The 23,896-nt window shown below is 64.1% G+C and carries 21 protein-coding genes, 1 tRNA gene and 1 pseudogene; 14 read left to right on the forward strand and 9 right to left on the reverse strand.

The features are described from left to right. The first annotated feature begins 79 nt into the window (after positions 1-79). Positions 80-2,221 carry a TonB-dependent siderophore receptor gene (locus ACVOJ1_RS14990; RefSeq protein ID WP_346480589.1) on the forward strand — a complete coding sequence of 714 codons (2,142 nt, stop codon included), beginning with the start codon at positions 80-82 and terminating at the stop codon, positions 2,219-2,221. A gap of 54 nt (positions 2,222-2,275) precedes the next feature. On the opposite strand, the gene ACVOJ1_RS14995 is transcribed toward ACVOJ1_RS14990, so the two are convergent. Both ACVOJ1_RS14995 and ACVOJ1_RS15000 read right to left on the reverse strand, forming a co-directional pair. Further along, entirely contained in the window at positions 2,276-2,698 is a 423-nt protein-coding gene (locus tag ACVOJ1_RS14995) for a hypothetical protein (RefSeq protein ID WP_346480590.1), read from the reverse strand. After that, positions 2,695-3,381 carry a hypothetical protein gene (locus ACVOJ1_RS15000; RefSeq protein ID WP_346480591.1) on the reverse strand — a complete coding sequence of 229 codons (687 nt, stop codon included), beginning with the start codon at positions 3,379-3,381 and terminating at the stop codon, positions 2,695-2,697. The genes ACVOJ1_RS14995 and ACVOJ1_RS15000 overlap by 4 nt, the downstream gene beginning before the upstream one ends. Before the next feature lie 268 nt (positions 3,382-3,649). Between ACVOJ1_RS15000 and ACVOJ1_RS15005 the strand changes: the two genes are divergently transcribed. From ACVOJ1_RS15005 to ACVOJ1_RS15030, 6 genes are all read left to right on the forward strand, one after another. After that, entirely contained in the window at positions 3,650-4,264 is a 615-nt protein-coding gene (locus ACVOJ1_RS15005; protein ID WP_197601012.1) for a hypothetical protein, read from the forward strand. A gap of 49 nt (positions 4,265-4,313) precedes the next feature. Further along, entirely contained in the window at positions 4,314-5,633 is a 1,320-nt protein-coding gene (locus ACVOJ1_RS15010) for a retropepsin-like aspartic protease (RefSeq protein ID WP_262218788.1), read from the forward strand. A gap of 637 nt (positions 5,634-6,270) precedes the next feature. Beyond that, positions 6,271-6,828 carry a hypothetical protein gene (locus tag ACVOJ1_RS15015; protein ID WP_197601014.1) on the forward strand — a complete coding sequence of 186 codons (558 nt, stop codon included), beginning with the start codon at positions 6,271-6,273 and terminating at the stop codon, positions 6,826-6,828. A 68-nt stretch (positions 6,829-6,896) separates the two neighbouring features. Next, complete coding sequence (locus tag ACVOJ1_RS15020; RefSeq protein WP_346480592.1) at positions 6,897-8,186, forward strand: retropepsin-like aspartic protease; 1,290 nt, start codon at positions 6,897-6,899, stop codon at positions 8,184-8,186. A 48-nt stretch (positions 8,187-8,234) separates the two neighbouring features. Then, positions 8,235-9,512, forward strand: coding sequence for an HlyD family secretion protein (locus ACVOJ1_RS15025; RefSeq protein WP_080375280.1), 1,278 nt, complete (start codon positions 8,235-8,237; stop codon positions 9,510-9,512). Positions 9,513-9,622: 110 nt separating this feature from the next. Next, positions 9,623-10,180 (forward strand): hypothetical protein, encoded by a 558-nt coding sequence (locus ACVOJ1_RS15030; RefSeq protein WP_346480593.1) that lies wholly within the window; start codon positions 9,623-9,625, stop codon positions 10,178-10,180. A gap of 111 nt (positions 10,181-10,291) precedes the next feature. On the opposite strand, the gene ACVOJ1_RS15035 is transcribed toward ACVOJ1_RS15030, so the two are convergent. The 3 genes from ACVOJ1_RS15035 to ACVOJ1_RS15045 are packed head-to-tail and all read right to left on the reverse strand — an operon-like array spanning position 10,292 to position 14,372. Continuing rightward, the gene (locus tag ACVOJ1_RS15035; protein WP_164184964.1) at positions 10,292-12,496 is read right to left on the reverse strand and encodes a peptidase domain-containing ABC transporter; all 2,205 of its coding nucleotides are present in this window, start codon (positions 12,494-12,496) and stop codon (positions 10,292-10,294) included. Then, complete coding sequence (locus ACVOJ1_RS15040) at positions 12,496-13,320, reverse strand: Fic family protein (RefSeq protein ID WP_164153095.1); 825 nt, start codon at positions 13,318-13,320, stop codon at positions 12,496-12,498. The genes ACVOJ1_RS15035 and ACVOJ1_RS15040 overlap by 1 nt, the downstream gene beginning before the upstream one ends. Further along, entirely contained in the window at positions 13,320-14,372 is a 1,053-nt protein-coding gene (locus ACVOJ1_RS15045) for a DUF6932 family protein (protein WP_346480594.1), read from the reverse strand. The genes ACVOJ1_RS15040 and ACVOJ1_RS15045 overlap by 1 nt, the downstream gene beginning before the upstream one ends. A 169-nt stretch (positions 14,373-14,541) precedes the next feature. Between ACVOJ1_RS15045 and ACVOJ1_RS15050 the strand changes: the two genes are divergently transcribed. Then, a complete protein-coding gene (locus tag ACVOJ1_RS15050; protein ID WP_065183049.1) occupies positions 14,542-15,186 on the forward strand; it encodes a hypothetical protein in 645 nt (214 codons plus the stop codon). On the opposite strand, the gene ACVOJ1_RS15055 is transcribed toward ACVOJ1_RS15050, so the two are convergent. Together ACVOJ1_RS15055 and ACVOJ1_RS15060 are read right to left on the reverse strand one after the other, a co-directional pair. Further along, entirely contained in the window at positions 15,183-15,614 is a 432-nt protein-coding gene (locus ACVOJ1_RS15055; protein WP_322523201.1) for a hypothetical protein, read from the reverse strand. The genes ACVOJ1_RS15050 and ACVOJ1_RS15055 overlap by 4 nt on opposite strands. Positions 15,615-15,723: 109 nt before the next feature. Next, positions 15,724-16,131 (reverse strand): hypothetical protein, encoded by a 408-nt coding sequence (locus ACVOJ1_RS15060; protein ID WP_322523151.1) that lies wholly within the window; start codon positions 16,129-16,131, stop codon positions 15,724-15,726. A gap of 515 nt (positions 16,132-16,646) precedes the next feature. On the opposite strand from ACVOJ1_RS15060, the gene ACVOJ1_RS15065 reads away from it, so the two are divergent. The 4 genes from ACVOJ1_RS15065 to ACVOJ1_RS15080 all read left to right on the forward strand — a co-directional run bounded on the left by ACVOJ1_RS15065 (position 16,647) and on the right by ACVOJ1_RS15080 (position 20,926). Continuing rightward, entirely contained in the window at positions 16,647-17,837 is a 1,191-nt protein-coding gene (locus ACVOJ1_RS15065) for a PAAR domain-containing protein (protein WP_346480595.1), read from the forward strand. Then, positions 17,834-18,349: a hypothetical protein gene (locus ACVOJ1_RS15070; protein WP_346475630.1), complete on the forward strand. Its 516-nt coding sequence runs from the start codon at positions 17,834-17,836 to the stop codon at positions 18,347-18,349. Before ACVOJ1_RS15065 ends, ACVOJ1_RS15070 begins: the two co-directional genes overlap by 4 nt. 27 nt (positions 18,350-18,376) lie before the next feature. Next, positions 18,377-18,886 carry a hypothetical protein gene (locus ACVOJ1_RS15075; protein WP_346480596.1) on the forward strand — a complete coding sequence of 170 codons (510 nt, stop codon included), beginning with the start codon at positions 18,377-18,379 and terminating at the stop codon, positions 18,884-18,886. Between the two features lie 291 nt (positions 18,887-19,177). Further along, entirely contained in the window at positions 19,178-20,926 is a 1,749-nt protein-coding gene (locus tag ACVOJ1_RS15080) for a DUF262 domain-containing protein (RefSeq protein WP_346480597.1), read from the forward strand. A gap of 493 nt (positions 20,927-21,419) precedes the next feature. On the opposite strand, the gene ACVOJ1_RS15085 is transcribed toward ACVOJ1_RS15080, so the two are convergent. Beyond that, a tRNA-Ser gene (locus ACVOJ1_RS15085) sits at positions 21,420-21,509 on the reverse strand. 105 nt (positions 21,510-21,614) lie between these two features. Then, on the reverse strand, positions 21,615-22,607 hold the full coding sequence (locus ACVOJ1_RS15090) for a LysR family transcriptional regulator (RefSeq protein WP_053520355.1): 993 nt from the start codon (positions 22,605-22,607) through the stop codon (positions 21,615-21,617). A gap of 124 nt (positions 22,608-22,731) precedes the next feature. Here ACVOJ1_RS15090 and ACVOJ1_RS15095 point away from each other — a divergent pair, with 124 nt between their 5' ends. Together ACVOJ1_RS15095 and ACVOJ1_RS15100 are read left to right on the forward strand one after the other, a co-directional pair. After that, positions 22,732-23,319 carry an FMN-dependent NADH-azoreductase gene (locus ACVOJ1_RS15095; RefSeq protein WP_074899233.1) on the forward strand — a complete coding sequence of 196 codons (588 nt, stop codon included), beginning with the start codon at positions 22,732-22,734 and terminating at the stop codon, positions 23,317-23,319. 208 nt (positions 23,320-23,527) lie between these two features. Continuing rightward, positions 23,528-23,878, forward strand: a pseudogene (locus tag ACVOJ1_RS15100) (SH3 domain-containing protein). Positions 23,879-23,896: the final 18 nt, after the last annotated feature.

Consider the following 23,896-nt stretch of genomic DNA (forward strand, 5'->3'; position numbering starts at 1 on the left):
TCCATCGCGCCATCAGGGAATAGGCACAGCATCACTGCAAATGCTAATCTTTCTCATTTGCGGTTGCCAATCCCCTCCCATGACCCTATTCCCGCTCCGCCGCCGCGCGCTGTGCGCGGCCCTCGCCCTGCCCCTGGCACCCCTGGCACAGGCCGCTGCACCACCCACCACCGCAACCACCGAGCTCGACAAGGTCGAAGTGCGTGGCCGTGCTCAGACGCTGTACCGGGTTGACGACGCCGCAGTTGGCACCCGCAGCGATACCCCGCTGGAGCTGGTGCCGCAATCGGTGCAGGTGGTGCCGCGCGAGTTGATCGACGACCAGGCTGCGCGCCAGGTGACCGACCTGTACCGCAGCATCAGCGGCATCAGCTTCTTCAGCTATGCGGGCGTGACCCTGCGTGGCTTCCGGCAGGAAAACGTGCTCTATGACGGCCTGCGCGGCGACCCGTATGCGGGCTTCGCGGTGCCCCAGCTGTTCAACATCGAGCGGGTGGAGGTGCTGAAGGGTCCGGCCGGCGCACTGTATGGCGGTGGTGATGCCGGCGGCGTCATCAATTATGTGACCCGCAAACCGCGGGCCACGACTGAGCGCCGCATCGAAGTCCAGCTGGGCAACGAGGATTTCCGCGCCGGCTCGGTCGAGGCCACCGGCCCCCTGGATGCGGCCGGCCGCGTGCGCTACCGCGCCGGTCTGTACGGCGACACCGAGCAGGGTGTGCGCTGGAACACCGACAGCGAAAGCGTGATCGGCGATGCATCGTTGGCCTTCGATGTGGGCGATACCGGCGAGCTGACCCTGCAGTTCACCGACATCACCCAGAACCTGGGCGGCAACCGCCTGCGGGGTGTACCGGTGAATGACGCAGGTACGTTCCTGACCGATCGCCGCTGGAACCACAACGAGGCCAGCGACTTCCTCGACATGCGCGCGAAGGTCGCCCTGGCGCAGTATCGCTTCGCGCCGGCCTCAAATCTGGATGTGGATTTCGCCGCGCGCTGGTTCACCAACAACGAACACCAGATGTATCACGAGCCGATGGGGCTGATCGACCGCGATCGCGATGGCGTGGCCGAGTGGATGACGCGCCAGCTGCGCAACCAGATCCGCGACAACGAGGCGTTTACTGTCAACGGCAATGCCGTGTGGCGGGTCAGTACCGGCCGCATCGAGCATAAAGTGCTGTTCGGCGCTGACGTGTACCAGCTCGATGCCGACTTCACCGCGCAGACCGCCAACAGTGCCGACCTCGCGCGCGGTGCGGGACCGGTGCGTGGCATCGACCTGTTCAATCCAGTGTATGGCGCCAGCACCTGGCACGACTACGCTCTGACTACCCTGCCCTGGCGCAGCACCTCCACGCGCAGCACCCGCTACGGCGGCTACCTGCAGGACGAACTTGCGCTGGGCACGCGCTGGCATGTGCTGGCCGGCCTGCGCTGGGATGGCTTCAAGGACGAGGATCGCCTCGGCGGCAGCAGCGTGGATGGGCACGACCTCAGCTGGCGGCTGGGCAGCACTTTCACCGTGCGCGAGGGGCTGAACCTGTACGCGAACGTGGCCAGCGGATTCGTGCCACAGAGCGCGGCCAACCAGGACCGTGCTGCCGGCGGCCCGTTCGACGCTGAACGCAGCAAACAGTGGGAGATAGGCATGAAGTCGCTGCTGGCCGAGCGTGTGACCCTGAACATGGCGGCCTACCGCATCGACCGCAGCAACATCGTGCAGGCCACCGGCGAAGTGACCGCAGGCGTGAACCAGCTCGCCGCGCTGGGCCTGGTGCGCAGCACCGGCATGGAACTCGATCTGCTGGCCGATGTGACCGATCGCTGGGTGGTGAACCTCACCTACGCGTACAACGACGCACGGGTGAAGGATGCGGGCCCGAACGGCATCACCAACGCCTCCGGAGACCGCTTCGCCAATGCACCGCGCAACACGCTCGGCCTGTGGACGCGTTACGACCTGCCTGCGCTGAACTCGGCCATTGGTTTCGGTGCCGACCATGTCGGCGAGCGCATCAGCCTGGACGGACAGAGTGTGAAGGCCTACACCGTATTCGACATGAGCTGGAAGACCACGTGGAAGCAGTGGCAGTTCCAGGCCAACGTCAAGAACCTGTTCGACAAGGTGTATGCGGCCAGCGGCTTCATCGCGCGCAACGGGCACTTCCCCGGGGAACCGCGCCGGGTGTACGTGCAGGCGGCCTACCGCTTCTGACGGGCGGTCGCGCTGCCGGCCCCGCGCAGGGGCCGGCAGCCTGCAGCACCTGCGTTACCTGGCGGGTGCCGCCGGCACCAGCACGCCATCCTTGAACGAAAGCGGGATGGTCACTGCCCCCTGCGGCGATGACAGCTGAAGGGTCAGCGACTGGCGGGCCAACGTGCAGGACGAGGCGATGCCCTGGAACCAGGAGCGCTCCGGTACCTGTGCATTGATGGCCTGCAGCTGCGCGGCAGGAACCGCGACGCCATCCACCTTCAGGCCAGTCAACCTGACCGGACCCGGCGATTCCACCACGAGCTCGAACACGCGGCTGCCACAACTCATCTGGTGCTGCGAGGTGTAGCGGTTCGCAGGCAGTCCATCTTCGCTGCGCAGCACCGCCAGCCCTGGCGAATCGGCACGCGCCACCGGCGCACAGGCTGCTGCGCCCACGGCCAGAACGGCCACCGCCCATGCGGCCTCTATCTTCATAGCGTCGTACCCAGCGTTTCCGCATCGCGGTCGTTGAAATCATACTCACGGGTCACACCGTCGGGCCCGATGATGTAGTAGCGGAACTCTTCGGCATTCATGCCGTTGTCGCGCAGCAGATCGGCCACACCCCAGTCCCCGCCCTCATAGGCCACGCCGCCAACGGTGCGGTTGTCGGACGGGTACTTGTTGACCTCATGCGTCTCCGACGGGAAGACCCCGGCCGGATGGGAATGGATGATGCCCACCACCTGGCCCGGCGAGATGCCCCACTCCAGCAGCGGATAGCTGATGGCCCCGGGATTGCTGGCATCACCGCGCGCCAGTGGGCTGGTCTTGATTTCACCGGTCACTGCGTCGCGGTAGATCACCGTGCCCAGCTCCTGGCTCTGATAACCCGGATCGGCCTTGATCAGTGCCTCCACCTCACGCGCGACGGTGTCAGCCTGTGCATCGACCTGCTCATACGCGCTCGGCGGCGCTTCGCCACCGCCACCGCCGCCACCACCGCCATCGCCCGGGTCCCACGGATCGGTCCAGTCTGGCGGATCGATATCCGGCCAGCCGCCGTCATCCGGCGGCAACGCATCCACCGGCGGCAGATCGGTGGTGTCCATCTGCGCACCGCCAGAGACCAGTGCGAGCTCTTCCAGCGACAGCTCGCGAATTCCATTTTCCTGCATGCGTGCAACTCCTTGCTTCGAGCGTGAGGTGTGGTGTTTAGCGCAGCAACTGCGTGATGGTTAAATAGCACATTCGCATTACGTCAAGATGAAGAATCGTCGTTGCGCAAGTGCGATGCGCGTTCATTTTTATCGTCTATCACCCTTCCGTCCGAATCAGATTTTTCTGACAGAGCACTGTCCACTTCGTGTGATAAATGTCCGAGGGCCGCATGAAGGCGGCAACGACGCATCCGTAATCTGCATCGGACAAACAAGGAGTTGTGAGATGTCTGCAAGTGGAGTTCGTGATCTCTCCCCCGAAGAACGCGCACTGGTCTCCGGTGGCGCGCAGGTGGACACCACCGATCTGCCGCCGGTCGATGTGACCCCACCGGACGACTGGGGTCCCAACCCGGATCCGCCGGACTGGCCTGATCCGTGGGATCCGGGCGATGGCGGCGGCGGCGGTGGCGGCGGTGGTGGTGGTGGTGGCGACGGCGGTGGTGACGGTGACGGACAGCCGGACTTCACCTTCATCGATGTCAAGCCTTTTGAAAGCAAGCTGACCTACACGCCGGGCGAGAATGGCGAGCCGGGCTTCAACAAAGCGGTGTTGACCTACCCGATTCCCAATGAATTCGGCCAGTGGACGGTCAGCACCGAGCTGAAGTTCAACACCGACGGCACCTTCAAGGACGGCAAGGGCACATTGGATTTCGTCGGCAACGATGGCAGTCTTCTCAAGTGGCAGCTGAACGAAGGTTCCTGGACCTCCACCGTCAATGGTGGTTACTACTGGGATATCGGCGCAGGCTTCGGCTTTCAGATCAACCTGATCTACAACTCAGCGGACAACGACATAAAGGGCGAAGCCCAGTTCCTCTACAACAAGAGTCCTTGATCCCTCTTGGGATGCCGCGTCCGCGGACGCGGCATCCATCTGGAGTCCCATGCGTCCCCTTTTACTTGCATTGCTGCTCGTTTCATCCTGTGCTGGTGCCGCTGAGACAACCCGCGTCACGCAGATATTCAACGACCCCACGCCGGTCAGCCAAGCGCTGGCTCAAGGTGATGTCGCTGCACTACGGCAGCTGCAGGTCAATGCAACCAATACCGTCGTAAAGAAGATGGCCAGGGCCGCCGAACGCCGCGTTCTGCTGGACGTTCCTGGAGCCCGCGAAGCGTCAGATGAATGTATCCAGATGGCGCAGCAGACTACGCATCTGGCCGGGCTGACTGTCTGCGGAGCACTGCGAGCTGGCGTCGAGGTGGTAGCGGGTGACCTGCCTGCATGGGCACGCCTGTCGATGCAGGCGCGGGAGCGCGTTCGGGCCGCTGCGGAGAAGCGGGGCAAAACATTGGGAAATGTCGATGTATTCACCCGCATTCCAGACTACGCCGCGATGGCCGGTCGGCCCGCTCCCAAAGTCGATTCATCTGGCCAAGGACGTATCGCCCTGCACACAGGAACGGTTACGGTAGCGTCCAGCCAGGATCACGACGGCGGCCGTGTCGCTTATCCCAACATGGCGCAACTGCAGATTGACGGAAAGACTCTTGAGGTCTTGGTCGACACAGGCTCGGCACTGACCATAGTGCATCCCGCGGCGATAACTGCGCCCCCGCTCATGGAGGGATTCACGCTGTCCGGCGTGCTGGGCGACTCACAACAGCGCAGCAGGATCGCCCAGCCACAGACCCTCCAGTTTGGTCCGTTGATCATCTCGCAGCCATTGGTATCCGTCAGCGAACGCATTCCTGCGAACCTTCTTGGCCTCGATGTTCTATCTCGTCTCGGCCGAGTCCTGATCGGCAAGGATGGCCTGCAGGTGCTCGCGGAGGGATCTGCCGCTCCGGCCTGCGACGCCCCGATGTTCTCGGCGGCAGACCTGAGCGGTACGCAGACCGTCCCAAGGTTGTTCATTACTGTTGACGGCAAGCGCCAGGAAGCAATGCTGGATACTGGTAACAGTGGCGAGTTGATGGAAGCCCTGCCAATCGGTGTGGCTCTGCCACCAGGTTCAGTTCAACACAGTGTTGTTCAAGGCGTACAAGGACAGCAGCGAAGAGCATCGGTCGCGCGCGAAGCCGTTGTGCAGACCTTGGACGGCTCTGCAGAATTGCAGATGAGCACATCCACTGGAAACCATCCAAGCAAGACGCGCTATGTGCTGGGCGGCGGCAGCCTGCGCAAGGTCTCCATCTATCTGGATTTCATCACAAACAAGGCCTGCCTGATGTCTTTGGGGGCTACCCAGTCGGCACACTGATATCGCATCCTGTTTGAATCTCCGCATCAGCACAGCCACTCAGGCCAGAATGGAATCAGCCGGCTGATGATGAAGAGCCTGATACGATCAATTGAAGGGGTCTGCTGCAGTGCAGAGCAAACTACTCGTATTCGTGGCTGTCGTTGCGATGGCATCCTGCAGCAGCCATGGCGACGCCTATCTGGCGCAGGGGGCTCGTGAAACCACGGCTGCACGCCAATGCATGGACCAGTGTCGGGACCACTATGCCAGCTGTCATTCCGCCGGAAGCAATAGCGGCTGCCTGGGCTCGGCATCCCAATGGGGTGGCAACTGCGAAGAAATCCAGGACAGGGATCTTCGTCGATCATGCCAGGCGAGCGTGGATTTCTGCCGGAATCGCCTTCCGGACATCAAGTGCGGGGAAATACGCGACCGCTGCCTCAGTGCCTGCGGTGGGGGCTAGCGTGTCGCAGCAAGCGGCCGCTGAACGAAAGCAAGCGCAGGGCGCGTTCATTTTTGTCGTTTATCACCCTTCTGTCCGAATCAGATTTTTCTGACAGAGCACTGTCCACTTCGTGTGATAAATGTCGGAGCGCCGCATGAAGGCGGCAACGACGCATCCGTACTCAGCATCGGACAAACAAGGAGTTGTGAGATGTCTGCAAGTGGAATTCGTGATCTCTCCCCCGAAGAACGTGCACTGGTCTCCGGTGGCGCACAGGTGGACACCACCGATCTGCCGCCGGTCGATGTGACCCCGCCGGACGACTGGGGTCCCAACCCGGATCCGCCGGACTGGACCGATCCGTGGGATCCGGGCGATGGCGGCGGTGGCGGTGGTGGCGGCGGCGGCGGTGGTGGTGGGGACGGCGGTGGCGAGACCACCTTCAGTTCCAACGCCAGCATTGATGGCAACGGTGTAGCCAGCGCGACCCAGACATGGGTCTTGCAGGACTACAACCTGACCTTCAATCTGACCGAGAACCTGAATCTGACCAATGGCAACTGGGGCCTGGCCGGTAACGGCAGCTTCCAGTATGCAGGCCAGACCTACACCCTGGGCCTGACCACCGATCACTTCAATGTGAGCAACTACAACGCCAGCTTCAACCAGGACTTCGGTAACGGTGTGTCGTTCAACATCGGCCTGACGTTCGATCCGAACACCAACTCGTTCACCGGCCAGTTCAACCTGGTCATCAGCGGGTTCTGACGCTGCACCGGAACATCGGCCGCCCGGGAGACCGGGCGGCCGATACGTGTCACAGAGGAGCTGAGGCAATGAAATTCCTGATGTCCGCAGTGATCGCACTGGGCGTGGCCGCCCCCGCCGGGGCCCGCGATGTGGTCGCTGAAGACAGCCATGGCATCACCGTAGCGGTGATGCAGGGCAACAGCGCGGCCCTGGAGCGGATCGGCAAATCCAATACCACGGCACGGCTGGCCGCACGTGCCGGCTACCACCGCACGCGTGGCGAAATCGCCCAGTCCAATCGCTGGGCCGACACCTGTATCGCCGACGCTGCCGTGGTGGCCGAAAAGAGCCAGGGGGTCATGTACCTGTGCCGGAGCCTGCGTGCCGGCAACCGTCTGCTGGAAGGCGACATCGCCGGCTGGGCCGCCGACATGCAGAAGGTCCGCGCGCTCTATCAACAGCATGTCGCGCCGTCGCTGCGTGCAGGCGAGGAAGTAAGCGGCATCACCGCCCCCGCGTTCGAGTCCTTCAGCCAATGGCCGCGATCGGCCACGCTGGCCGCACCGCCGCCTGCCGGAACCCGCCTGCCGCTGTCGGCCAAGGCCGGTGTTCCTGTCATCCGCGGCAAGATCCGGGGCGGCCAGGATGGAAAGCAGCGCGACATCGACTCCGATTTCATCATCGACACCGGCGCCACCCGTTCGCATATCAGCCGCAAGGCCGCACAGGCGATGGGCCTGGCGGTGACCGACGGCTTCGCCACCGACAATTCGCGGCCCGGGCAGACCGTGGCGATCGGCCTGGCCGCTCCGGTCGATGTGCAGCTGGGCGATCTGCACTTCAGCAACGTCGCCTTCACGGTCACCGACCAGATCGAGTTCAACATCATCGGCCTGGACCTGCTGTACCGGCTGGGTCCGCTGGTGCTGCGGCCCACCGAGCTGGAGCTGCTGAAGACACTGCCGGCCGATACCTGCCGGCAATCCCTGGCAACCACCTCTGCACTGTGGGGCGGCCAGTACTCGCTGCGCCTGCCGATGCGCATCGGCAAGCGCGACGAGCTCGTCCTGCTCGACACCGGCACCGATGTCGCACTGGAAGCCTCCGGCGTGGACCTGTCCACCTACCCACAGGCCAGCCTGGTGCAGCGACGCCGCTGGACGATGCACGGCCTGCAACCGGTCCGCTACGCCGAGGCCACCGCCCCGGTCACGTTCAATGGCCGCACGGTCACCCTGCAGACCCAGGTCTCCGACCAGCCCGCCAACGTGTTCCCGATCTCCTGGCGGGTGGGCTTCGGCCTGCGCGACGATTACGACTACTACGTGGACGTGGCCGGTGGCCGTGGCTGCCTTGCGCCCCGAACCGCGCGATGATGTCCCTACCCATCCCACTCTCCGCAACGACGCGGCACCGCAGGCCACATGGAACCAGCCAGAAAGGATGAGACGGCGGATGTGATTCCGCTGTTCCGCAACGAAGCGATCGAGGCCGCCACGCAGCGCTTCGGCTCCCCGGTGCAGGCCCCGGGCGTCGGCATGTGGCTGGCCACCGGCTTCGTGGTTGCGCTGCTGGGCCTGGCGGTACTGTTCCTGGTGACCACCTCGTTCCCGCGCAAGGAAACCGTATCCGGTGCGCTGGTCCCCTCGCGCGGCCTGTTGCCGATCATCAGCCAGCGTTCGGGCATCGTCAGCAACGTGCATGTGGAGGAAGGCGCGAAGGTCCGCCAAGGCGACCCCATCGTCAGCGTCTCGGTGGATTCGGTGATCGACACCGGCGAAAGCACCGGCGCCACCCTGTCCGGCATGGCCGAGCGCCTCACCCAGGCTTCGGTCGATCGCGAACGCGCCACCGAAGCATCCCTGGAAAGCCAGGAGGCCGGCATCCGCGAGCGCATGCTGGGCACCACCCGCCAGCTTTCGGTACTGCGTGACAACGTCACGCTGTACCAGCAACAGCAGGCCATCGCCGAGAAGACCGTGCACGACCTGGGCCGCCTGCGCGCGGACAAGCTGGTATCCGAACTGCAGTACCGCGACGCGGAGGTGCGGGTACTGAACGTGCGCCAATCGGTGGCCGAAGTGCAGACGCGCATTGCCCAGCTGGAACAGGAGCACGAGCAGATGCGGCACGAGCTGGGCCGCCTCAAGGCCGAGCGTGACGCCAACCGCGCCACCGCGCTGTCCGAACTGCTGGGCGCACGCGAGAAGGCGATCAACTACAAGCTGGGCACGCAGTTCAATCTGGTGGCGCAGTCCGCCGGGCAGGTCACCTGGCTGCAGGCCAAGCCGGGCGCCACGGTCACCGCCGGGCGCACGCTCGGGGTGATGATGCCGGAAGGCTCGCAGCTGTTCGCCGAGCTGTGGGTGCCCTCCTCGGCCATCGCCTTCGTCAATGTCGGCACCGACGTGCGGCTGATGTACGACGCCTTCCCCTACCAGAAGTTCGGCGTCGGCCGCGCCCGGATCGTCAAGATCGCGCGCTCACCGACATCACCAGAGGAACTGCCCGCCGACCTGCAGGCCGTGGAAAGCCAGTACCGCCTGCTGGCCGCGCTGGACGACCAGCAGATGCAGGCCTATGGCAAGGCGCTGGCACTGACCCCGGGCATGCGCCTCAAAGCCGATCTGGTTCTGGAGAAACGTTCGCTGCTGGACTGGCTGCTGGAACCGCTGCTGGCGGCGAAACGACGGCAGGAATGAGGTTGACGGTCGGCGCCGTCGCGGAACCGCAATGCCCACGCTCCGCGCAGAGCTGGCGATGAGGTGGCTTCCATGTGGCGACTTGGCGGCCATCTCCAGGAACAGGAACGATGAACCTCAATCTCTCCCGGAAGCATCTCCTGCTGCCTCTGTTGTCTTTGACCCTGTCACTCGCATTCCAGGCATCTGCTGAAGACGGCGCCCGAGGAAAGGACAGCAACGAGAATTCACTTGAAGACGTGATTCAGAAGCTTGCCGATGCCCCTTGGCCGCTGGGCTTCGATTTCTTCCGAAGCATGGGCGCACGTGAATTCATGCAGCAGGGCAACAGCAATACCGACCCCGTCGTTTTCAGGTCAAGCCCGATCGAGACCCGCGATGGTTACCGGATCGCCTATACCGAATTCAGGATCCATCCGCGCCTGGTGCAGGGAATCAGTTTCTTCTATGCCAAGCTGGAACAGGGTCATTGCTATCCCGCTGCGTCCTTGAAGGAAAAATACGCGCTTGAGCAGTTCATGTATCCGCCGAGCCCGCACAATGCAGCCGCTGAACGAGTGAGCAGGGAATCTGCTTACGAGCTTCGTTCCAATGGGACTGTCCTGCACTTCACTACCGATGGATCCCTCGACGAGTGCCTGCTCAGCTTCTATCGCGCCGCACGCTAGGATATGCGCCCCACCGTGCAGTGAAGGATGGCGATTGTCGGGCGCTGGGCGCCCGGTAATTCTGGTTGGATGCCCGCATCGGCGTGGTTTCATTCCTGGCTGTAGCACGCCTCAAAGCCTGTCTGGTTCTGGAGAAGCGTTCGCTGCTGGACTGGCTGCTGGAACCGCTGCTGGCGGCGAAACGACGGCAGGAATGAGGTTGACGGTCGGCGCTGCTGTGGGCGCCGCTGCGGTGGGCTTGCGGGTATCGCCCACCACCCTGCCCTGATCGATGCGCACCAGACGGTCGGCCAGGCGCATGGTGTCGGGGCGGTGGGTGATCAGGATGCGGGTGATATCCAACTGCGCCAGCGCCTGGTAGATGCGGCTCTCGCGCGCCACGTCCAGGTTCGCGGTGGCCTCATCCAGCACCAGGATGCTGGGCTTGCGGTACAGCGCGCGGGCCAGCAGCAGGCGCTGCTTCTGGCCGCCGGAGAGGGTCGAGCCCATGTCGCCCACCAGCGTTTCCAGCTGCATCGGCATGCGCTGCACATCCTCCTTCACTGCCGCCATCTCCAGGCACTGCCAGACCAGCGCGATGTCCGGGCGCTCGGCGAAGAAGGTCACGTTCTCCACGATCGAACCGGTCAGCAGCTCATCATCCTGCATCACCACGCCCATCCGCTGACGGACCACGCGCGGCCCCCAGCTGGCGATGTTCAGCCCGTCATAGAGCAGCTCGCCGGCGCTGGGCGGGTACAGCCCGGTCAGCACTTTCACCAGCGTGCTCTTGCCACAGCCGGACGGGCCGGTGATGGCCACGAACTCGCCCGGCGCAATGGCCAGGTTGATGTCCTTCAGCGCCGGCGCTTCCTGTGCCGAGTACTGGAAGTACACCGAACGCAGCTGGATGTGTCCTTCCATGCTGTCCGACGCCGAAGGATCCTTGCTGAAGCCCTCTTCGCTGGGACTGAGGGCAATATCGGCAATGCGGTCCGAATGCAGCTCGGTCAGGCGCCAGGCGATGCACTGGTCCACCAGCGTGGTCAGCCGGTTGCTCAGCTGCTGCCGGTAGGCCACAAAGGCATACAGCGCGCCTACTGTCAGCGTGTTGGCCAGTACCGCCTGGGCGCCGATGTAGACGATGGCCACCAGGCTGAGGCCATCAAGCAGGGTGCGCCCCGCGCCGATGCCAATCTGCAGGTTGGCGCTGTTCAACGAAGCACGCACCAGATCGGCGTACTTGTTGGCCCAGATCGATTCGCGCGAGAACTCGCCGCCCATGGTCTTGATCGACTGCATCGCGCGCAGCGTTTCGATGCGCGTCCCGCGCTCGGCGATGTTCGCCTGCAGACTGGCCATGCCCATCTTCATCGACATCGGGATGGCGGCCACCCGCATCAGTACGTACAGCCCCAGCGCAGTCAGTGCGACCAGACTCATCAGCGGCGAGTAGACGAACATCAGCACGATGATGCCCAGCGCCAGCACACCGTCCAGCAGTGCGCCGATGAGCCCGTTGGCGATCAGCTGGCGGATCGGGTCGATCGACTCCATCCGCGACAGCGCATCGGCCAGACGGCGTCGATGGAACCAGGTCAGCGGCAGGCTGACCAGATGATGGAACAGGCGCCGGCTCATGTCCCAGCCCATCAACGCCGACGCCCGCTGCAGCGTGACCCCGCGCAGCGCCTCGGCCAGGCTGTTGAACACGGCCACCGCACCGAACCCCAGCGCGAGCGCCATCAGGAAGCCGCGGTCGCCGCGCAGCACACCCTCGTCCACCGCCAGCTGCATGAAGAACGGTGACAACAGCACGAAGCCCTGCAGCAGCAGCGTATAGACCAGCGTATGGAACAGCGCGGTGCCGACGCCGCCCTTGAAGCGGATCATCGACCAGATGTTGAGCGGCGAACGCTGCTTGCGCGGCCGGAAGCTGGGCGAGGAACTGACCTCCACCGCGATGCCGGTGAAGGCCTGGGACAGCTCCGCTTCGCTGAAGGACAGCGATCCATGGGCCGGGTCGATGATGTGGTAGCGGCCGCGTGAGACCTTCTCCAGCACCACGAAATGATTGAGCTTCCAGTGCAGGATGGCCGGCGTGCCCAGATGCTGCAGATCGCTGGGCTCGCAGCGCACCGGCCGGCACTGCATGTCCAGCGCGCTGGCCAGCGCGATCAGCTGGTTCAGGTCCACACCGCGCTGGGAGTTGTGGTACTTGCGCCGCAGCTCGCTCATTTCCAGATCCGCGCCCAGCATGGACGAGCAGATCGCCAGGCATGCCAGCCCGCATTCGCTCACTTCAGACTGCACCCGCCAATAGCGCTTGTTGAACATCAGACATCCTCGTTCCGGTCGGGCATGGCCGGCTGCTGTCCCAGCCATGCATACAACTCGATTGCCGTGCAGTGCCAGGCGTACAGCCCTTCCCAGCGACCGTACAGTTCCGCCTCGCGCAGGCGCACTTCGTAGCCGCCACGGGACAGCACCGTCAGCACCTTCAGCGGGATGAAGCAGGCCTGCGGAAGCCCGGCGCGGTGCAGGCAGAAATTGAACAGCGCGCGCCCCAGCCGGCCATTGCCGTCGGCAAAGGCATGCGCATTGTTGGCCAGCGCCAGCAGCTGCACCGCAGACCGCAGGCCCTCAGCCGGATCGGGCGCGGCCCGTTGCCGCAGCAGCTCGTCCCAACGCGCGGCCCCCTGCAGGGCCGGCACCATCGGCAGCTGCGCGCGCCCATCATGGGCGCGGATCCATACCGGCCCGCTGCGCAGCGCGCCGTCACCGCCGGTGCTGAGCGAGACGAAGCGCTGTACATCGGCCATCGACAGCGGCCCCTGCACGGTGCGGTGCCACTGCCGATAGACGTCGGCCTCGGCAGCCTCCGCCGCAGCCAGCGCGGCCAGATCGAACGCCGGCATCTGCATGTGCGCCGACAGCGGATGGCGCAGCTGCTGCACCGCCGCCCGCAGCCGCGGATGCCCGCGATGGGACCACAGCGTTTCGCAGGGCTGCGCACAGGGCAGCAGTGCGGGCAGCCTGAGGTTGCACGCCTGCAGCCGCTCTGCCAGCGCCGGGGACGGCTGCGGCGGCGGCAGCGGCATCAGCGCCCGTTCGGTGGCGACGGGGATATCCGTGGGCGCGGTGGCCAGGCGTGCGGTCATCACTGCCCCGTCCCGGTACCCGGCAGCAACAGCACCAGGCCATGTTCGCGCGCTTCGGTGCCCGGCCGGCGCGATTGATACAACTGGGTGAAGTACGAGGTCAGCTTGACCATCAGCCACGGCTCGGCGTCGCACGGCACGAAACGCATGTCGATGTGTTCAAGCAGGAACTTGCGGGTCAGCCGCTGCAGCGCACGCCCCGGCTCGAAGCGGACGTCTGCCCGCGCACTGTAGAACACCACGATGTCCAGATCGTTCGGCACGGCATTGGAGACGTCCACGAAGCTGCCGCCCACCAGACAGCAGTGCACCTGCACCACCTGCGCCAGGTCGGCGAGTGCGCGCCCCAGCGCCGCCAGCCGCACCCGACGCAGGCTGCTGCCGCCGAACGCGCGCTCGAAGGCCGCACGGTCGGCCAGCCAGGGGGAGGCATTGCCCGGTGTACTGGCAGCGATGGGCAGCAGGTACTGCGGCAGGCCCGCATCCACGATGTGCTGGAAGGGGGTTTCCACGGCGCCGGCGGGCGCGGCACCGGCCGTCCGGGCAGCGGGCGCCGGGCCCGCAACGCCCAGATAGGTACGGATGCGCCCTGCCTGTGCGCGCACGAGCGCGGCCTGGTCCGGGAACACCGCGACCGAGACGTAGGCGAAGCGGTCGGCCACTGAAAGTGAAAGCGCATCGAATGCCTTGCGCACTGCGATGCGCTCGTCGGCGGGGAAATCACGCTCCGGGAAGCGGGCAGCATCGGCCGACGCCGCCGTCGGCGCCGAGCACCGCTGATACAACCCGGCGTTGACGATGGCCAGATCCAGATCGGAAAACGCGGGATCGAAAGCCGCGCCATCGCGCAGCGAAAAGCCGAAGCGGGCCGAGCCGACAATCTGCACATCGGCCACCGGCACCGCCAGCAGCTGGCTCACTCCCCGCAGCAGCGGCGCAAGGCTTTCGGTGTCGCCGGCACACAGTGCCGGCCCATCCAGCGCGGCCTCGGCGATCTGCTCGGCCGCCACACTGCGCGCGTGCTGTTCGCGAATCCATTCAGCGTAGTTCATCAGGCATCCAGGCCAACGGTGGAACGTCTCAACGCTAGCATATCCACGCGTCGGGCTTGTGCACGCAGCCCCGCAAATACATGCCTGAACAGGCAGCGCAATGCGTCGGACCAGTACCGCTGCCGCAGAGCGTGGTCTACTGTCGTCCCCCAAGGATGAGGCACATCGCATGATCCACCCCCGTTCCGCGCTCGGACGCGCGTTGCCGCTGGCCCTGCTGGCCCTGCTCTCGGCCTGCCAGAGCGAGAAGGTCGGCGAGTTCTTCAACCCACCGCAGGAGGTGCAGGCGCACAGCGAGTTCCGTGTCAGCGGGCTGCCGGCGCTGGCCTACCCGAACCTGGTCTCGTCGGCTTCGGTGGAAGGCGGGCAGGCCCGCGTCGATGGCAACGGCCCCGGTTACATGGATCTCCAGTTCTTCCCCATCACCTCCGCCGATGCGCTGGACAGCACCGACGCTGCGTGGGCCCGGCAATCGCAGTACCGCGCGCCGGATCTTTCCGGTATCGACTTCAGCACGCAGTTCGCCTTCCTGGTGGCGCACCCGGAGCTGTCCGGCTATGCCGCGATGACCAGCGGCCAGTACGCCACGTTCTTCAGCACGGTGAAGGTGGCGTACCTGGACGACCGCGTCGTGGTGCATCTGGACGCCAGCCGGCTGGGCAACATCAATCCGATCACGGCCCTGGGCAGCCCCTGGGCCGGCAAGCTGTACACCCTCGAACGGCGCGGCCGGACACAGCTGGAAGTGAAGCTTTACGAGAACCGCTACCGGTTCACGCTGGTGCCGGACACCGCGCCTCCGATGGCGCCCTAGCGGACCTTGTACAGCACCGCGGCGCCAGGGCGCGGCTCGAAGGCCGGCACGGTCTGCTGGCTCAGCGCCCCGCCCTGGGCATCCCACACCAGGGTTTCCACCGGGTACTCGTCCTTGCGCGTCATCGCGTCGATCTGGCCGATGACCACGGTCGCTGCCGCTGGAACGTCCGGGTTCCAGCCGAACACACCTACCCGGCCGTAGAACACGGCCGGCGCGCTGGCGTCCAGGCGCCGGTCCGGGCACATCACCAGGCCACGATCCAGCATCACCCGCAGCGCGCCGACCGGGACCTTCTTCACCGTGGGCGTGGTGCGCTCGGCGCTGTGGCCGGGGCAGACATTGGCGGCGCGGGTGACCATGTGTTCGGCCACCTCGCGATCGGACTGGGCGAAGGCCAGCGTGGGGGCGAGGCAGAGTGCGAGCAGCGTGAGCGAGGACATCCGGGTCATTGCAGGTTCCTGTTCGGGGTGCGCAGCGACCTTAGCAATGGCGGACGGCGGAAATGCAAACGAGGCGTGAGGGACAACAGGCGGCTCAGGGAACGAGGCAGCGCTCGATCTGCATCGACAGCGCATGGCAGGCGTCGAACATGCCATGGACCAGCGCCGCCGAGGGATAACCGTCCGGATCGTCGTTTTCTCGGGCCACGTGGGATGCCTGCAGCACTGCCGTCAGCGCGGTGATACCGGATGCGCATCGGGTCGCCAGGGCCAGATCGAACGCACGCCCCGGGCTGAGGCGGGTTTCGGTCCAGGGCTGGCCATCCGCGCGCAGGTTCCTGCCATGGCCCAGCAGATGGGTGAAGAACGCGGACGGTGGCGAGGACGCGGCGGCATCGCTGAGGGCGTCTTCCATCTTTTCAGCAAGGGTGTTGGGAAGATCACGCAGCGCATCGCCGAGCAGGGCGTGCAGGCGGGGATAGTCGGGGCGCAGATCAGGCATGGCGGCAACCTCACAGGTGGGCCACCCGCGGAGGCAAGGTGGCGGACGGTGCGGGTTGGCGTGCCGGATACATTGTCCAATGCCGGCGGATCAAAAGATCCCCACACACCGTCCGCCATGAACTGGCAGACGGTGCATTGTCGTGATTGCAATGGGAGGTGCAACCGCGACTCGACGGACAACGTATGTTCGGGACGCCAATCCCGGCCAGGGCGGGTGCCTTGGCGCGGCCATCGTTTGCCCTGCGCGGCCTCTGGAAAAGAGGCAGATGCGGCATTTGGCGCAGCACGCGACAGAGCGCCGCGAGTGAAACATCAACTTGTGACCGCCTTCACTCGACGCCGCTGACCGAGGCACGCCTGCGTTGATCCAGAACCCGCAGCACCACGGCGGGTCGCGACACAGTGCGGCCTGCCATCCGCCTCGCCGCCTATTCAGCCAACCCGACCTGAACCGGCGCATCATGGAGCCCTGGTCTGCAATGGAAGCGAACCATGGGACGGAACTGGATTGTGATGGGGGACCCGACCTCCAGCGGCGGACGGGTCATCACGGCCTCAAGTGAAACCGACATCGACGGCATCGGCGTCGCGCGGGTCAGCGACAAGGCGACCTGCCCTACCCTGCATAAAGGCGTCTTTCCAATTGTTGAAGGCGATGCCACCTTGATGGTGGACGGCCAGCCGGTGGCGTTGCACGGCAGCGCGCTGGCCTGCGGCTGCCGGGTGTTGTCCAGCCAGCAGGCCGTGGTGCATGTCACGGGGGGCGGAGGGGGTGGTGGCGGCGGCGGGGCCGCAGGCGGTGCCGGCAAGGCGGCCGCGGTCGCCAGCACGGCCGCACAGCTGGCGCGCGCACTGCCCACCGCGTTCGATCAGGCCATCCGTTTTCTCGGCCTGCAAGGCGCACCGTTGGCCGAGGTGCCGTACACGCTGCATCTGGCCGATGGGCAGACCCTTTCCGGCACCACCAATGCGCAGGGCGAGACGGCGCGGGTATCGACCGCGCAGAGCCAGGCCATCGTGCGTGCCGAACTGCGCCCGCCGACACAGCCGACCGGCTGCTGTGCGCGCACGGCACCGGCCAGCACCGACGAAGCGGAAGTGTTCGATGTGGACGGTGTGGTGACCACCGCCGAGGGCATGGGCACCTCCGTGGTACCGGTAAGCGCGCCTGGCCACGAACGCGCCATGACCGCCGGCGAGATCGAAATGGCACGCCTGGTGTTCGGCGATGCAGTCGACTACAGCACCGTGAAAGTCCATAACCACGGCTACTGGATGTTCTTCGGCTTCCAGGACAAGGACACTGCCGTGACGCCCAACGGGCAGATGTATTTCCCGAAGGGTATCTATCGGGAGGATTACTCGCTGGATACCGTGAGATTCCAGGCGTTCTTCATCCATGAGATGGCCCACGTCTGGCAGTATCAGCTTGGCTACAACGTCAAGCTGGTGCGGGCACCCCGGCCGAACATGAGCTACGACTACGTGCTTGACGAGACGCGGCTGCTGCATGACTACAACATGGAGGCCCAGGGTGACATTCTGGCGGACTACTTCCTCGTCACGTTCCGTGGCTCACAGTCGAGCATGAACAACACGCGTTATCGCGCGACGGCTGGCATCGGCGCACAACTCGAGCGCGCGCTCTCCCAGTTCCTGGCCGACCGCAGCAGCAAGGACAACCTCCCGAGGACGACCCGATGATGCGACTACAACTGCCGGTGGCTCTGCTGGGGCTGCTCCTGCCGATGATGGCCAGCTGCTCCTCGCCAGCCGGTCGCTACCAGCAGGCGACGATACAGAGCCGTGAGGGTGTGCCCTGCTTCGGCGTGCCCGATACCCATGAAACGCGCGTCAACGCCCCCCTTGTCACTGGCGTGTCCGTGATGGAAGTGGGCACCGGCGGCACCCCGCTATGGGAACATGATTTTCTGCGCGAGGGCACAACCGAACCTGCGCTGCCCCCCAGCCAGTGCCTCACCTACGGCGAGGGCGCGGCATCCGCCCCCGCGCTGCGGCCGGGCAAGCGCTACCAGGTGGAGATATGGGGGCGCACACCTGGCACGCCGGGCAAGAAGAATGAAGCACAGGCGCGTGTGTTCAGTGCCTGCTTCCACATGGTGGACGTGGCCGGCAAAAGCATGAAATCCGTCATATCGGACTGCGCGACTGCACTCTCGTCCGGACCGCCACCCGTACGCGAAGACGGCACGTAGCAGATGCCACTTCGAGGTGACCCGTTGATGCGACAGACGGTGGCCCTGGTGATCCTGCTGTTGCCAATGATGGCCACGGGTTCACAGCCCCATGGGACCTATCAGCGCGCCACGATCCAGGCACACGATGGCGTACCGTGTTTTGGCGTGCCTGACACGCGTGAGACACGTGCTGCCCCGCCGATTATCGCGGGCGTGACAGTGACGGAAGTGGGCAAGGGACATCCGCCTGTCTGGCAGCGCATCTTTCTTCGCGAAGGGTCTACCGACCCTGCGCTGGGTCCTGGTCAGTGTCTGCCGTACGGTCAGGATGGGAAGCCTGCACTCGGCACAGCTTTGCGTGCGGGAAAGCACTATAGAGTGGTTGTTTCCGGCTACACCCCGGGTACCTCCGGCACCACGAATGGTGCGGAGAAGCGCGTGTTCAGCGCCTGCTTCTACATGGTGGAAGCGGCTGGTGCTGTGAGACCTGTCGAATCGGACTGCTCAACTGCGTCTTCTGCCGACCTGCGCCTGGGGGAGGCCGAGTCCAAGTAGCGGCTGGCCTTGGGCGGCATCCTGGCCTTGCTGGGCCTGCGGATGTCCATGAGCAAACTGCTAATTGCCGTCCGGGTGGAATCGGCCGGCGACGATGCAGCACTGGAGGGCGTACCGCGCCTCGGCCTGGCTGATCGGACGATGTTGGGAGCCGCTAGTCCCATGGAACGACCTTCTCAAGCGCCGCCAGGATTACCCCCCTAGCAACACATGGCACGAAGCTGGAATAGCCTGTTCAGCTTCGCTGATATCATCAGAACAACACATTGGGTTGCATTGGAGATTGGGTTTATGAGTTACAAGCCGAAGACGCTGTTCCGTCTTATTGAGGACATCAATACCTCTCTCTACCTGCCGCACATTCAGCGACCTTTTGTCTGGGATGAAGAGCAGATGGTCAAGCTCTTCGACAGCCTCATGCGAAATTACCCAATTCAGACGCTACTGTTCTGGCGCACCAAGGATGAAATCAAAGCGCGTGAGTTCATGGATGTAGTGGATTGGGATGCCGACCTTAGCGATCACTACGCATCTAACGTCAGCAAGGAAGGCCACGAGAAGGTGTTTGTTCTCGACGGCCAGCAGCGTCTGCAGACACTTTTCGCCATTTTTTCAGGGGCGATCAAACCTGAGGGGAAGGACCGGGCCGAGGCGTACTTCGACATTACTAGCGGAGACGCAGTTTCCGAATCCGGCCTGCAGTACTCTCTGAAATTTTCGACATCGCCACTCCTATCCCCTTGGTATAGGGTTGCAGACCTACTGGGGAAAGATTCGCAGAAGAATGCTGAAGAATTGTCTGAACGCGCCAACGACTCCTTGGACACACTCGATTCGTCTATGCATGTGGAAGAAAAGCCTACCGATGAACAGCAGAAAGCGCGCCAGAAGCTCGTTCGCCGAAATTTCGCTCAACTAGTCTCGCTGTTGCGAGAAGAAAAACACTTCTGGGTTCAAGAGCTGGATGGCGTCGCCAACAGGTACCCGTATAGAACAGTGCTGGACATCTTTGTTCGAGTAAACTCCGGCGGCACTAAACTCGACGCATCAGATCTCATGTTTGCTGCCATGAAGGAAGGATGGGACGAAATCGAAGAAGCTATTGAGGAGACCACGGAGCTTCTCAATAGTACGAATTTGGATTTCGACAAATCCTTCCCGTTGAAGTGCCTACTTGTAGTTCACGGGCGGGGGGCTGAAACCTCGCCAGAGAAGTTCAGCGGCGAGTATGGCGCAACATTGCTTCAGGAAATGAAGGCCAACTGGGGACGAGCTGAACAAGCCTTCCAAGAACTACGCGACTTCCTGAAATCTGACCTCAAGGTGTACGCTGACAAGGTCATTCGGAGCTACAACAGCTTCATCCCCTTGTTCGACTACCTGTATTCAAATCCAAAGCCAAATGAACGCAGCAGGACTTTGATGCGCGCGTACCATTACAAAGCGCAGATCTTTGGCTGGTACTCTCAGAGTACCGACTCCGTTATCAATGGTCTGCATTCGATTGTGGGAAGCCGCTGTCCAGCTGACTTCCCCATGGAAGAGATCAAGACGTTCTTCCGCAGTCGCAGCAGCGAAACTGAGCTTCGGCCCGGTCACCTTCACACCAGCAGGCTTCGCTACATCCTGCTAAACCTCGTCTATGTAGACCAGATGGGAGGCTCGCCATTTGACGTGAAGTTCAAAGGGAACGAGCCTCATATCGACCACATCTATCCACGTCACGCGCTGCTCACCAAGCTTGGACTTCCAAGCAGCGAAGTGAACACCATAGGCAATTTCCGGTTCGTTGGCGCGACTGACAACATTCGCAAACGCGCTGAACTACCTGCAGACTACTTCAGTCGATTGAAGGCCTCCGGCGCCCCAATCGAGAGACATCTCCTAGTAACCTCCTACTCAGCCGCTCCGAGCACCATGGCATTTGACTCGATTACCTACCGGACGTTCCGTGATGCGCGAGCCGCAAAGATCTGGGAAATCTGTAACAAGATCGTGAATCCGGAGAGCATGGCTGTTCCGGCAGTGGGCCACGCGTGACGAGAATTCGCGCACCGAAATTGGGGCGGAATGGGACGACTTCCGGTCAGTTGATCGCACATATTTGCGCCACTTGCCTCCCTCATACATTTGGCCTTGGAATTGCGCCCCCTGAATAGTTAGTTGCGAGAGAGGACAGCGGTTGTGGGATCCTGCGACGACGAAAAAACCGGGAAAGGCGTCTGGATTATGTGCCAGTAATTTGGCGGCCGATAAGTCTCCCTAAACTCACGTCTCGACCCAGCGCAGCAGCGAGACGTGATAACCAGAACCAAGAACAACGCGCGTGGCCGTGGCGCGGACATCGATGCTGGACTGGCGCAAGGCGTTCAACAGGCGAGCGGCAGCCGCAGTCAAACCCGACACCTAGCTCAGATTCGGCGCAATGGATCCTGTCTGATCGCCAGTCCACTAGACATCAAAGCGCCGTGTGCTTCGGTAGGCGGCAGTATCGACCGACGAAGGCCTTGGTAGCCACTGAATTAAATGCCTATGGCGGAGAGAGTGGGATTCGAACCCACGGAAGGTTTAACCCTTCGCCGGTTTTCAAGACCGGTGCCTTAAACCGCTCGGCCATCTCTCCGTATCGGCCCGGCACTGCAGGCCGGGCACGCATTCTCGCACGGTCGGGCGATTTGCCCAAGACCGTCGTCGCGGCCGGGGCTGGCCCGGCGTTACCGCTCCAGCCTCAGCCCGCATCCACCGCCAGCGCACCCAGCGCGCTGGCCTTGATGCGTTCCTTGGCCTTCTCGCAGGCGCCGTCGCAATGCAGGCGCGAGGCCTCCAGCTGCGGCGGCAGGTGCTCGGCCAGGAAATCGATGAACACGCGCACCGCCGGCAGCAGGCCGCGACGCGAGGCGAACACTGCGTGGCACACGCCCTGTGGCAGCGACCAGTCCGGCAGCACCACTTCCAGTTCGCCATTGCGCACGGCATCGGCGCATACGGTTTCCGGCAGCATGGTGATGCCGAAGCCGTCCTTCACCATGCTCTGCAGCAGCGGGAAGTCGAAGCCGGCCACGCGCGGCTGCAGGTCCACCCGGCGCACTTCGCCTTCCGGGCCATGCAGTTCCCAGCGCTGGCGCGCCTCGTCCTCGCTGATGCTGAGGGTGACGTGCTGGGTCAGCTCTTCCGGCTCCTTCGGGCGGCCGGCGCGGTCCAGGTACTTCGGGCTGGCCACCAGCAGTTCCTGCACCTGGCCGAAGCTGCGCATCACCAGGCTGCCATCGTCGTCCAGGCGCGAGCGCACGCGCAGGGCCACGTCGTAGCCTTCGTTGATGATGTCCACGCGGCGGTTGCTGATGTTCAGCTGCAGCCGCACCTTCGGGTACTGCTCCAGGAACTTGGGCAGCAGCTTGGGCAGCTGCATCTGCGCCAACGACACCGGCACGCTGGCGCGGACCACGCCGCGCGGCTCCGCACTGAGGCGGTCCACCACTTCGCGTGCGGCCTGTGCTTCGGCCAGCATGGTCTGCGCGTGACGGTGCACGCTGGTGCCGACGTCGGTGACCGCGAAGCGGCGCGTGGAGCGCTGCAGCAGGCGCACGCCCAGGTCGGTCTCCAGCTGGCTGATGCGGCGGCTCAGGCGCGATTTGGGGATGCCCAGGGCGCGCTCGGCCGCGGCGAACCCGCCGTGGTCGACCACCATCGCGAAGTAGTACAGATCATTCAGGTCATGCATACCCGAGTTCCATATCTAGAACAATACGTGGCATTCAACCACCTTTATTCCGCCTTTGCAACAACCTATCGTTCTCTCCGTCGGCGGCAAACCCGCCCTTCCTTCCAGAACATAGGTGACTGCCATGAAGCTTCTGCATCTCGACGCCAGCGTGCTTGGCGACAATTCCGTCTCCCGCCAGCTGTCGGCAGCGGTGGTGGCCCGGTTCAAGGACCAGATCGACGGCCTGCAGGTCGATTATCGCGATCTTGACGCCAATCCGGTACCGCATCTGCGCAGCAGCTCGCTGGCCAAGACCGATGCGGCCGAGGCGACCGACGCTGAACAGGTGATGCAGCAGTTCCTCGATGCCGACGTGGTGGTGATCGGCGCGCCGATGTACAACTTCAGCATCCCCTCCACCCTGAAGGCCTGGATCGACCGCGTGGCCGTGGCCGGCCGCACCTTCAAGTACACCGAGAATGGCCCGGTGGGTCTGGCCGGTGGCAAGCGGGTGATCATCGCCAGCAGCCGTGGCGGCATCTACACCGATTCGCCGGCCGACTTCCAGGAGCCGTTCCTGCGCCAGGTGTTCGCCTTCATGGGCATCAATGAGGTCGAGTTCGTGCGTGCCGAGGGCATCGCCTACTCGCCGCAGCACCGCGAAGACGCCATTGCCGGTGCACTGGCTGCACTGCCCTCGCATGAGGCGGCGGAAGCGGCAGCGGCGTGACGCGTTCCAGCGTTCAGCGCCCCTCTCTCCTCGTCTGGGCGTTGAACGCGGGCCGGGATTCCCCTCCCCCCTCCCGGCCCACCCCGACGGCCCCGCAATGCGGGGCCGTTTTTTTGTGGCCCGGTTCCCGCCCGCCGGGCATGGCCCGGCGCTACCACACCGATCGGGTAGCGCCGGGCCATGCCCGGCGGAGACGGTACAGTGGGCCATGAACTACATCGTGACGACCACGCACCGCAGCGAATTCCCACACCCGATCACCCTGCTCCGCGGCCAGGCGCTGGTGGTAGGCGAGCGCTATGAAGGCCCGGAGGGCTGAGAGGACTGGTTCCTGTGCCAGGCCGAGGGGCAGCAGCCTGGATTCGTGCCGGCACCGGTGATCGGTCGCGATACGCAGGGTGACGCGTTTGCCACCGCGGATTACTGCGCGCGGGAGCTGGATGTGAATCCGGGGCAGAGGCTGCGCGGGCTGCGCACACTGAATGGTTGGGCGTGGTGCATGCCCGAGGCGGGCGAAGCGGGATGGGTGCCGTTGGAGAAGGTGCGGGTTGTGGAGTGATCGCGGGGTTCATCCACG

Source organism: Stenotrophomonas sp. STEN225, from assembly GCF_056756445.1.

Coding starts and splice junctions, on each gene's coding strand:
- ACVOJ1_RS14990 (WP_346480589.1), top strand. CDS start 80: ATGACCCTATTCCCGCTCCGCCGCCGCGCGCTGTGCGCGGCCCTCGCC.
- ACVOJ1_RS14995 (WP_346480590.1), bottom strand. CDS start 2,698: ATGAAGATAGAGGCCGCATGGGCGGTGGCCGTTCTGGCCGTGGGCGCA.
- ACVOJ1_RS15000 (WP_346480591.1), bottom strand. CDS start 3,381: ATGCAGGAAAATGGAATTCGCGAGCTGTCGCTGGAAGAGCTCGCACTG.
- ACVOJ1_RS15005 (WP_197601012.1), top strand. CDS start 3,650: ATGTCTGCAAGTGGAGTTCGTGATCTCTCCCCCGAAGAACGCGCACTG.
- ACVOJ1_RS15010 (WP_262218788.1), top strand. CDS start 4,314: ATGCGTCCCCTTTTACTTGCATTGCTGCTCGTTTCATCCTGTGCTGGT.
- ACVOJ1_RS15015 (WP_197601014.1), top strand. CDS start 6,271: ATGTCTGCAAGTGGAATTCGTGATCTCTCCCCCGAAGAACGTGCACTG.
- ACVOJ1_RS15020 (WP_346480592.1), top strand. CDS start 6,897: ATGAAATTCCTGATGTCCGCAGTGATCGCACTGGGCGTGGCCGCCCCC.
- ACVOJ1_RS15025 (WP_080375280.1), top strand. CDS start 8,235: ATGGAACCAGCCAGAAAGGATGAGACGGCGGATGTGATTCCGCTGTTC.
- ACVOJ1_RS15030 (WP_346480593.1), top strand. CDS start 9,623: ATGAACCTCAATCTCTCCCGGAAGCATCTCCTGCTGCCTCTGTTGTCT.
- ACVOJ1_RS15035 (WP_164184964.1), bottom strand. CDS start 12,496: ATGTTCAACAAGCGCTATTGGCGGGTGCAGTCTGAAGTGAGCGAATGC.
- ACVOJ1_RS15040 (WP_164153095.1), bottom strand. CDS start 13,320: ATGACCGCACGCCTGGCCACCGCGCCCACGGATATCCCCGTCGCCACC.
- ACVOJ1_RS15045 (WP_346480594.1), bottom strand. CDS start 14,372: ATGAACTACGCTGAATGGATTCGCGAACAGCACGCGCGCAGTGTGGCG.
- ACVOJ1_RS15050 (WP_065183049.1), top strand. CDS start 14,542: ATGATCCACCCCCGTTCCGCGCTCGGACGCGCGTTGCCGCTGGCCCTG.
- ACVOJ1_RS15060 (WP_322523151.1), bottom strand. CDS start 16,131: ATGCCTGATCTGCGCCCCGACTATCCCCGCCTGCACGCCCTGCTCGGC.
- ACVOJ1_RS15065 (WP_346480595.1), top strand. CDS start 16,647: ATGGGGGACCCGACCTCCAGCGGCGGACGGGTCATCACGGCCTCAAGT.
- ACVOJ1_RS15070 (WP_346475630.1), top strand. CDS start 17,834: ATGATGCGACTACAACTGCCGGTGGCTCTGCTGGGGCTGCTCCTGCCG.
- ACVOJ1_RS15075 (WP_346480596.1), top strand. CDS start 18,377: ATGCGACAGACGGTGGCCCTGGTGATCCTGCTGTTGCCAATGATGGCC.
- ACVOJ1_RS15080 (WP_346480597.1), top strand. CDS start 19,178: ATGAGTTACAAGCCGAAGACGCTGTTCCGTCTTATTGAGGACATCAAT.
- ACVOJ1_RS15090 (WP_053520355.1), bottom strand. CDS start 22,607: ATGCATGACCTGAATGATCTGTACTACTTCGCGATGGTGGTCGACCAC.
- ACVOJ1_RS15095 (WP_074899233.1), top strand. CDS start 22,732: ATGAAGCTTCTGCATCTCGACGCCAGCGTGCTTGGCGACAATTCCGTC.